The organism is Candidatus Anaplasma sp. TIGMIC (assembly GCF_028204095.1).
GTDB lineage: Bacteria > Pseudomonadota > Alphaproteobacteria > Rickettsiales > Anaplasmataceae > Anaplasma.
In genome coordinates this window covers 24,993-34,075 of sequence record NZ_JAQLOH010000011.1, presented here as the reverse complement: position 1 = coordinate 34,075, position 9,083 = coordinate 24,993, and the positions used below count along the sequence as shown (strand labels likewise).

Sequence of the window (9,083 nt, the reverse complement as noted above, 5' to 3'; positions counted from 1 at the left end):
GTTAAGCTTGCCGCCAGCGTTCGTTCTGAGCCAGGATCAAACTCTCAAGTTTGATTACAATCACTAAAGCAAATTATGATCTGGACTCATGCAAAAACCAAAAACAAAATTTAAGCTTAAGTGCATAAAAAAAATATTTTAGCTTCACGCACCGCCGCCTTTATTTCTACTCTAAATTCTCATTCCGAACTATTCAAACATCAGGGCCGACCGACCCTACGCAGGAGTATTCATTATACCGCCCGTTATGTCAATAGATTTTCATCTCTTTTTTAGTCCCATCGGATTTTATATTACACAGAACACGATAAAAGATCACCCTTCTCCCGAAATCTGTTCAATGCGCCAACGCAAACATTCAAATCTTCACTGTCCACACCACTGACCGCTATAGGACGTTGAGAGATCATACCCAACAAGAAAAACGGAATAGCAACGCGCGGATCTCCCTTAGCATCTAACGTGCATCCACCGGTGACTTGCCCGCCACAACCCCGGATCTCTAGCACGTCTCCCATAATGCTTGCAGTCACGCCACACTCGACTAGACCACTGACCACAGCATTCATTCTGCTTTTTAAACTATCACGAAGAGAAGCCAAACCGAATATTCTAGTAACTCCCGATGAACATGCGCATACAATGCATATCGTGGGAAGCTCGTCAGCAATGTCTATCAACTCGTCGACGCCTATTTCGGCACCTATCATACGGCTTGAGTTGACATAAATTGTGCATTCATAGTCCCGACTGCGAGTCAAAGATGCGTCGCCACCCATTTTCCTGAAAATGTTCATGGCACTTTCCAAGGTTCTGTCTAAATATACCTGAGGTATTGTTACAGTTGACCCACACAAAATTAGCACCGCTCCCACAACATATAACACCTGCGATGTAGATGGTGGCACGTAAGTTTTGCAGGCAAACAGCTCTTTTTGGCCACCTATTGTTATTACATCTTCGCTTCCTACGCGTTCAACACGTATGTCTGCGCTGAAATCCCTCAATAATCCCTCAACATAATTGGGCAGCGTACTTTTCGCACGAATGCTATTGTCGCCCTGGATATTAATACTTGCCATAAGAACAGCAGTCTTGACATTCTCATGGGAAATGGAATCACTTACCTCTATTGGAGGAGCATCCTCAATGCCAATAATCGCTACAGGTAGGCCGCGTTTGTACTGAAATTTCACCCCAATCGCTCGCAATATATTTTCTACAGCCTTTATGTCGGCGATTGATCCTGTGTCACCCTGTCTATTACACGCAGTACGATCACCATTACTACTAATGAGAAACGACAAATTGGGGTTGGTCGCCAATATACCCATAATAGTACATGCACACATCGTGTTACTGCACAAAACTGGCTCAATGTCTATCGCTGCAAATCCTCCAACGCCAACGCCTTCCACAAGTACAACTTCCTCAACGTATGTGACCTTGGCACCCATAGCCTGTACGGCTTTGATTAGCCCTGTAGTAGCATCACTCTGATATACACCATGAAGCTCGGACACACCCAAAGCTTGAGCTGCAATGCTGATAGCAGCGATGGACGCCTGCTCACAGCCTGCAATTCTAGACACACCACGTAAAGTAAAACTGCCAGAATTATCGCTAATCGTAGACTTACACGTATAGCATTTGACCATACCACCCCATCGAAAAGCCCATATTTCACTCGTATCCCGCGATACGTGCCTAGGGATTACTGTAACAATTCCCAATTCTCCGTTCCCGGGAAGCCGTACAACAAAACGGACGTTTGTTAATGCCGCAATGCAGAACGTTACAGCATTATGTATATCACGATCTGGTATATTATGACGAAATATCCTTCTACCTGAGGCACGGTATCTACGGCGCCACGTATGTGCATAAGGTTTTAGAAGTCGTCACCATAGTGCCTTTCGATATCGTATTGAAAAACAACGCCACACTGAAAGTCGCTCAGCAGTTTATGGCGCAGAATGGAAGCCTGACAATTACTATGTAGATCTAAGGCCGCACATTTAAAGAGGTTTCGTCTTACGCTACAAAGCTTCACTTAGCGGCATTTCTTAACGCACCTGGCTTTTAAAACCTGCTCACTCTTGAAAAGTGACTTTGCATTACGGTACCCCCTTACTGCATAAATACACCTTTCTCTTATGCCTCTGATGCCGCATTAGATGCGCTGATGGGTGAGTTTATAGGTACCCACGGTGATTGATCGTAATATCGGTAACCCACTCAATATTTAGGATGCGTACTAGCACATCCGGCGTCATCAAGTAGGCTCCCGGAAGTTTAATAAGCACAAGCTTTCCCTGCGTTACAAGCTCTACGTAAACTTCCGCCCCCCTTTTATCTGCCTTTAATACACTATGTAGTATGCTTGCCAGGGGAAAATTCTGCCCAGAGTGTATCGCTATGCTCTTTACCCTCCTTACTAGCGCAGAGAGGCTATCATTAAAGTTGCTTATGCCGCGCCCTACTAGCCTGGCCTTTGAAACATTGTAGTCCATGTCGATAATGACTGGCGCACCACTTCGAAATAGATCCCTATTATCTTCAATGGTCTTACTATTGTAGAACGCAACGTCGTTCACGCCGTTAGGGTCTGATACTCTCACAATAGCGAATCTTTCCTTGTTAACAGATCGCATTCTAACACTAGATACCACGCCGGCATGTTTGGTGATGCCAGGCTCTTGCCCTCCTTGTCGACCGCTAACAAATTGGATGCCAAACTTACGTAACAACGTGGAATACTTGCTCATTGGATGATACCTGAGGTAAAATCCAAAGGTAACAAACTCGTGCTCTATTTTCTCATCTTCTGTCCAATCCTCTACCTCTTCAAGTTTGCTCTCCTCACGGTCTCCGAATAAACTAAATTGTTGGGTATGCGCGTTTATTTTTTTATTCTCAAGTATGTTAAGCATAACTCCCATAGACACATAAAGCTGCTTCCTGTTGGGATGTATGCTATCAAGGGCTCCGGATTTTATAAGACTTTCTAGAGTTCGCTTCAAAGGCGATTTTATCTTCGCCTTGTTTATGAACTCCCATATATCATTATACCTGCTGCCTTCCTTAGCAATCATATCTTCCGCAGCCTGTTGCCCAACGTTTCTCAGAGCACCAAGAGCGTATCTAATCGCGTTACCATACACAGTAAATTCTGCACTAGCGTAGTTGACATCTGGTGGAATAACCTCAATACCGCATCGTTTTGCTTGTTGGCAAAGTAAGCTCAGCTTATCCTTGTCGTCTATATCCAGATTCATAGACGCCGTAAAAAACTCTTTGGTGTGATTTGCTCGCAGGTATGCTGTTTGGAAGCTTATTAAGGCATACGCTGCAGCATGAGATTTATTAAATCCGTACCCTGCAAACTTCGCCACAAGGTCAAATATGTAACTTGCTTTGCTTTTCTCTATCCCATTGTTCACTGCCCCTTCAACAAAGACTTGCCTTTGCCTATCCATTTCATCCTTGATCTTCTTACCCATAGCCCTTCGCAATAAATCCGCTGCTCCTAGGCTATAACCCGCCATAATCCTCGCTATTTCCATAACCTGCTCTTGGTAGATAATCACACCAAACGTCTCTTTGAGCACGCATTCGAGCATCGGATGCAGATAATCTGGCTCTTCTAGACCATGTTTTCTCGCAATATAAATCGCTATGTTGTTCATCGGACCAGGGCGGTATAACGATATCAACGCTATGATGTCCTGTATGCTGTCAGGCCTCAGCTTACTAATTGCTTCTCTCATGCCCGCGCTTTCAAGCTGAAACACCCCAACCGAGTCACCAGCAGACAACATCTCGTAGGTTTTTTTATCGTCAAGAGGGATTTTAGAGAGCTCTATGTCTCCGCCTTGAGCCTTAATAAGAGTACAAATTTGGTCAATAACCGTTAAGGTACGTAACCCCAAAAAATCAAACTTAACCAAACCCGCCTTCTCAACATATTTCATGTTGTATTGAGTAATAGGCAACGCACACGACCGCTCATAGTATAGAGGGACAAAACTTTCCAGTGGCTGGTCACATATCACTATTCCCGCTGCATGCACCGAGGCGTGCCTGTACAAGCCCTCAAGTTTCAGCGATATCTCTATGAGCTTTGCGACGGTTTCGTCATTCTCCAGCTCTGCCTTGAGATTCTGGTCCATCTCTATTGCTTCAAGCAGAGTCACCGGGCTGATGGGGTCATGCGGAATCATCTTGCATATCCTATCGATATGCGCATACGGTATCTGCATAACACGCCCAACATCACGCAGTACGGCACGCGCCTGCAGCTTACCGAAGGTTATTATATGGGCAACATACCCATACTTTTCCTTTACATACTCAATTACCTGATCCCTTTTTTCCTGACAAAAGTCTATGTCAAAATCCGGCATCGACACACGGTCAGGGTTCAAGAACCTTTCAAATATTAGTCCAAATTCTATCGGATCGAGATCAGTAATACCCAACGACCATGATATGAGAGACCCTGCACCAGATCCTCTGCCCGGCCCAACCATGATGTTGTTCTTTTTGCTCCATCCAATAAAATCCGCCACTATTAAGAAATACCCAGAGTAGTCCATAGATATCACAACGCCTAACTCGTACTGCAGCCGTTCGTGGTAGATGTTCTTTCTCTCATCATCTACAATGCCTTTCGATTGCAATCTTGCCTCAAGCCCTCTCAACGCGCATTCAGTAAGTTCTTCCGCCTCTGTCCTCCCTGCTGAACAAGGAAAATGCGGTAATTTGGGCTTTTGCACTTCTTGGAAAAACGAACATCTTTGTGCTATGACAGCAGTATTTTGTACGGCCTCTGGTATATCGGCAAACAGGTCATACATCTCCTGGGATGTCTTCAGATAGTGCTCTGGAGTCAACCTGTGCCTGTCTTCTTGAACTACGTATGACCCACTGGAAATACATGACAAGGCATCATGTGCCTGAAAGTCGCTCCTCTGCGCAAAAAATACGTCATTCGTAGCGACTAGGGGAATGTTGTTTGTATATGCAAAACTTACCAACAACTTCTCTACTTCCTTCTGCGCACTCAGCCCGTGCCTCTGTAGTTCCACATAAATGTTGTCACCAAAGGTACTTATTATGATGTCCATGGCCTTGGTCTCACCATTTTTCCCCAACAACGTACGTGCCAGAATATCATCGTACCCACCTGTGAGCGCAATGAGGCCACTACTCAGTCTAAGCAGGTCATCGATGTTGACTCTGTTAATTTTCTCGAGCTGGTTATTCTTGAATCCGTTACTGACAATGTCTGTGAGGTTGGCAAAGCCCTCACGATTCTTCGTTAGAAGAAGTATGTTGCCCAAATTGCTACCCGCTTCTTCCACCATTATGTTGCATCCAACTATGGGCTGAACCCCAGAGCACGCAGCATAATCTGAAAATTCGAGTGACCCGAAAAGGTTGCCAGAATCGGTAAGTGCCACAGCAGGCATGTTCTTCTCAACACACAGGTCAACTAGCGATTCAACCTTGATCATCCCCTCAAGTAGAGAGTAATCACTGTGCGACCTTAGATGTACAAAAATCCCATCCACGCCCCAAGTACACCATTAACGTTCCTGCGAGCATCATTATACAGACTAGTAACACTGTGGCAAACGTACAGAATATGCACGCGTCAATAACTTACAGGAACTGACGCAACATCTTTCTTGAACCGCTGCTGCTGTTTCACTGCCTGGTGCGACGGATAGTGGACAACACGCACATCTGCACATAGACTTGTACAGACGCACTTGCGAAGCTTGGCTATGGAAATCCAGAAATATGCTGGCAATACTTTTGATAATGAAAATCAGCATGAAAAATCATCAGTAACCAGCAGCGATGACAACGACTTTTCATCACTCTGTGCCACGATAAAAAGTAAGGTAACCTCGCGTATAGGTAATGCTCACATAGAGATTATTGACGAGTCGTACAAACATGCTGGGCATGCCGGCAGTTCCGGATACACGGTATCGCATATTCGTATGACGGTGATATCTGATTATTTCAACCTTATGAACAAACTTCAACGGCATAGGTTACTGCATCAGATACTGGAATCTGAATTCAAGAAGGTTCACTCTATTACTTTTCACCTTGTAACTGAGAAAGAAGCCGCCTTTTAAGGCACGATCTGCGAATACCTTACCACTCCTCAATATTCAGTAGCTCAACAATGTATTGTCTGCACATGCCATATAGCTTATAGACTTTGCTTACTCAGCTCATTCATAAATACCTGTTGCACATAGCATAGACAAACCTAGGTCGCCCCGCGCGACACCACGGATTAAAACATTTAACAATAGATGTTATCTCTAACATACAGTCCTTCACCAAACGCAACTGCAACACTTTGAGAAATTGTTGTCAAAATATACGCATGCTTACCGCAATGTACGCTGCAAACTTTCATAACCTCAAAAACACAAAGTATTCAGAGAACCCACACAAAGGCATATAGCGAACAAATCTTAGCGCAAAGTTTGAGTGCGAGCAGTTTGGCGCACAATAGCCCGTTTCAGCCGTTTGGTATAGAACGTATCTAGGCGACAGAGCATCACAATATAATGACTCAACATCACACTAGCGGAGATCTGTTGATTAACAAATGCTGTGTAAATTAGGGCACCCGCGGCAACCAGCCCATCCACGTCGGCTATAAAGTAAATACAGCTCACAACTAAGTCATTATGCGCCCTTTCACTGCACGCAGGGAAACTAACATTCTAAAAAACTGCAAGTGCCATGGTAACGCGGGACATATCTCCCAAAAACCATACTGTGATGTCACTTATTCCGCTGCAGCACGAGTAATTATTTTCATGCACAGAATGACTTTGTCACAGGCTGAAACTGCGTAGTACCATTAACAGTTACTTCGCGTAATTAGTAGCGAGAAAACCCTCTGTTCAGCACGCTATGTTAAGGTACATAAGCACGTACATGAAATATTCCTACCATAGTATCAAATGCCCACACATGCATTCAACGCCATACATGGTGCAGAGCAATGGACACTAGCTCGGGCACCGAGTGGTGATACAAACGCATGCAGCGCCTGGCTGGTCCAGCGATATAACACTGGCCAATTTACAAGAAAAAATACAGAAACCTTACTCTGTAAAAAGTAAATATCCCACAAGACGAAACTAAGGATACAAGACAACACATTTCCACGTTCCATCAGAATTGCGCGTATAGTACTTCCTATCATGCAGTCTATGTTTTCCATCTGTCCAAAATTCCATCGCATGAGGAACAACACGTATCCCACCCCAATATTGCGGCCTTGGGATATCTCTACCCTCAAACTTCTGCCTCATGATCTCCACTTCTGCTAGAAATTTGCCTCTATCCTCCAGTACCCTGGACTGCTTCGAACACCATGCACTTAGTTGGCTATCCCTGGGTCTAGAAGCGTGGTACGCATCCGATTCCGCAGAACTCACAAACGATGCCACACCTTCTACACGCACCTGCCTTTGCATAAACCGCCAATCGAAAACTAACGCTACATATGGGCTGGCTGCCATCTCTTGAGCCTTTCTACTTTCAAGATTGGTAACAAACTCAAACCCGGCATCACTGTACTTCTTCAGCAGTACAACGCGCGCTGAAGGCCTACTTTCAATATCACAGGTGGCAAGAACCATAGCCGCAGGCTCTTTGATGCCTTCAACCTGTAGCATCTCCTCATACCAAGACCCAAATATTATCATAGGATCATCGCATATATTCATGGCGCCCGCTCTCAACAACGCAGATATCAATGTACTACGTACGCATACCACTGCACAGATAAAAACAGAACCCGTCACTGCCACACATAGTAAAGCCCCGCAGCGGACATGCACTGCACACGCTGCTCCAGGATTCTGAACATAATACTACTGCTGGCCCTCTCTTAGCGAGCCAGCAATACAACACCTAATTTTTATTATTGCTGACAGGTCAGATCACAAACCCCTAGCTTCATCTTCCCAGGTACGTATCTACAAACTGATTTATAACCGAGTAGTTATCTTCTATGATCCTATCAGCATCCTGTTGGAGATCTCGTATGTTTTTCTTGGATGCATTGGTAAAGTCGTAACTCGCATGCTTCAATATCCCTGTGACCCTCATGTACCGTTCCTTACCAAGTATCCTGACCATTTGATAGTCCACAGCTTCCATTCCCGCATCAAGAAAAATAGGGGCAACATTAACCGCCCAGAATGTTAGGCTATCCACAACGTTTGTGGGAACTTCCGGCGCATTACCTGTGCCAAGAGACAGAAAGTACACTTTTTCTCCCGGGTATAGGAAGTCTATCGCTGCGTATCCACATGCAGAAGGATTATTCGCCACAAGGCCGCTGTCTATCATTAGGCTTTTTCGGCCGCCTATAACCAACTCCTTGGGTGAGAATATCGTGGGTGCCGCGCACGCAGCCCTTATCACGTCTCTTACCTTCATGTCCTTATATACGTCAACCCAGTTGCGTATCATGCATGTTACGCGCATTCTGACATCATAACTTGGAATCATGAGATGGGACCTCACTTCGCCCATCGTGGTGTCTCCGAAAAAGCGCTTCAGCCTCTTCTCCAAACCTGATGCTGAGAATCTCGACCCGGAAATAACTGAAAAGATCTTTCTTATAACTGAAGGTGAAAATATCGAAGGACCGAACTTGCAGAAGAACTCCAATATGTCAGAAGCTGTATACCTAACTTGGCCTTTTTCATCTCTGAGCGACAACGCCGAAGCTATTATAGCGCCTACGGAGCTACCCACAAACAAGTCAAAAACCTCACCTGCAGGCTTCTGTATTTTCTTCTCTATCTCACATAAGACCTTTGCAGCTATTATGCCTCTTATACCGCCACCGTCGACTGAAAGAATGTATTTAGCCATTTCACACCCACTTTACTTTTGAACATTAGAACATACGACAGGAATACTCTGTGTGACGCTTCAATCCCTTGTAGAACATACGAGGTAAAGGACCCAATTTTCGCGGTCTTAACATCACATGCCATCCTGCATCCTGGCTTCAACAGGCAGCT

General features: G+C 44.9%; 6 protein-coding genes. 2 read left to right on the top strand and 4 right to left on the bottom strand.

The annotated features are described in order from the left end of the window. Positions 1–293 precede the first annotated feature (293 nt). Positions 294–1,658, bottom strand: a complete 1,365-nt coding sequence (locus tag PGW94_RS02105; protein WP_271758165.1) for a hypothetical protein — start codon at positions 1,656–1,658, stop codon at positions 294–296. 221 nt (positions 1,659–1,879) lie between these two features. On the opposite strand from PGW94_RS02105, the gene PGW94_RS02100 reads away from it, so the two are divergent. Next, the gene (locus tag PGW94_RS02100; RefSeq protein ID WP_271758163.1) at positions 1,880–2,002 is read left to right on the top strand and encodes a hypothetical protein; all 123 of its coding nucleotides are present in this window, start codon (positions 1,880–1,882) and stop codon (positions 2,000–2,002) included. Positions 2,003–2,195: 193 nt separating this feature from the next. Here the strand turns inward: PGW94_RS02100 and dnaE are convergent, their stop codons facing one another. Beyond that, a complete protein-coding gene (gene dnaE, locus PGW94_RS02095) occupies positions 2,196–5,576 on the bottom strand; it encodes a DNA polymerase III subunit alpha (RefSeq protein WP_271758161.1) in 3,381 nt (1,126 codons plus the stop codon). A gap of 216 nt (positions 5,577–5,792) precedes the next feature. On the opposite strand from dnaE, the gene PGW94_RS02090 reads away from it, so the two are divergent. Beyond that, entirely contained in the window at positions 5,793–6,155 is a 363-nt protein-coding gene (locus PGW94_RS02090; protein WP_271758159.1) for a BolA family protein, read from the top strand. A gap of 1,026 nt (positions 6,156–7,181) precedes the next feature. Here the strand turns inward: PGW94_RS02090 and pdxH are convergent. Both pdxH and PGW94_RS02080 read right to left on the bottom strand, forming a co-directional pair. Further along, entirely contained in the window at positions 7,182–7,772 is a 591-nt protein-coding gene (gene pdxH / locus PGW94_RS02085) for a pyridoxamine 5'-phosphate oxidase (protein ID WP_271758157.1), read from the bottom strand. A gap of 232 nt (positions 7,773–8,004) precedes the next feature. Further along, positions 8,005–8,931 carry a patatin-like phospholipase family protein gene (locus tag PGW94_RS02080; protein ID WP_271758155.1) on the bottom strand — a complete coding sequence of 309 codons (927 nt, stop codon included), beginning with the start codon at positions 8,929–8,931 and terminating at the stop codon, positions 8,005–8,007. Between the last annotated feature and the right edge of the window lie 152 nt (positions 8,932–9,083).

Bases quoted from the DNA above. Each gene is read 5' to 3' on its own strand.
- pdxH (WP_271758157.1), bottom strand. From the start codon at position 7,772: ATGAATATATGCGATGATCCTATGATAATATTTGGGTCTTGGTATGAG.
- PGW94_RS02090 (WP_271758159.1), top strand. From the start codon at position 5,793: ATGGAAATCCAGAAATATGCTGGCAATACTTTTGATAATGAAAATCAG.
- PGW94_RS02080 (WP_271758155.1), bottom strand. From the start codon at position 8,931: ATGGCTAAATACATTCTTTCAGTCGACGGTGGCGGTATAAGAGGCATA.
- PGW94_RS02105 (WP_271758165.1), bottom strand. From the start codon at position 1,658: ATGGTCAAATGCTATACGTGTAAGTCTACGATTAGCGATAATTCTGGC.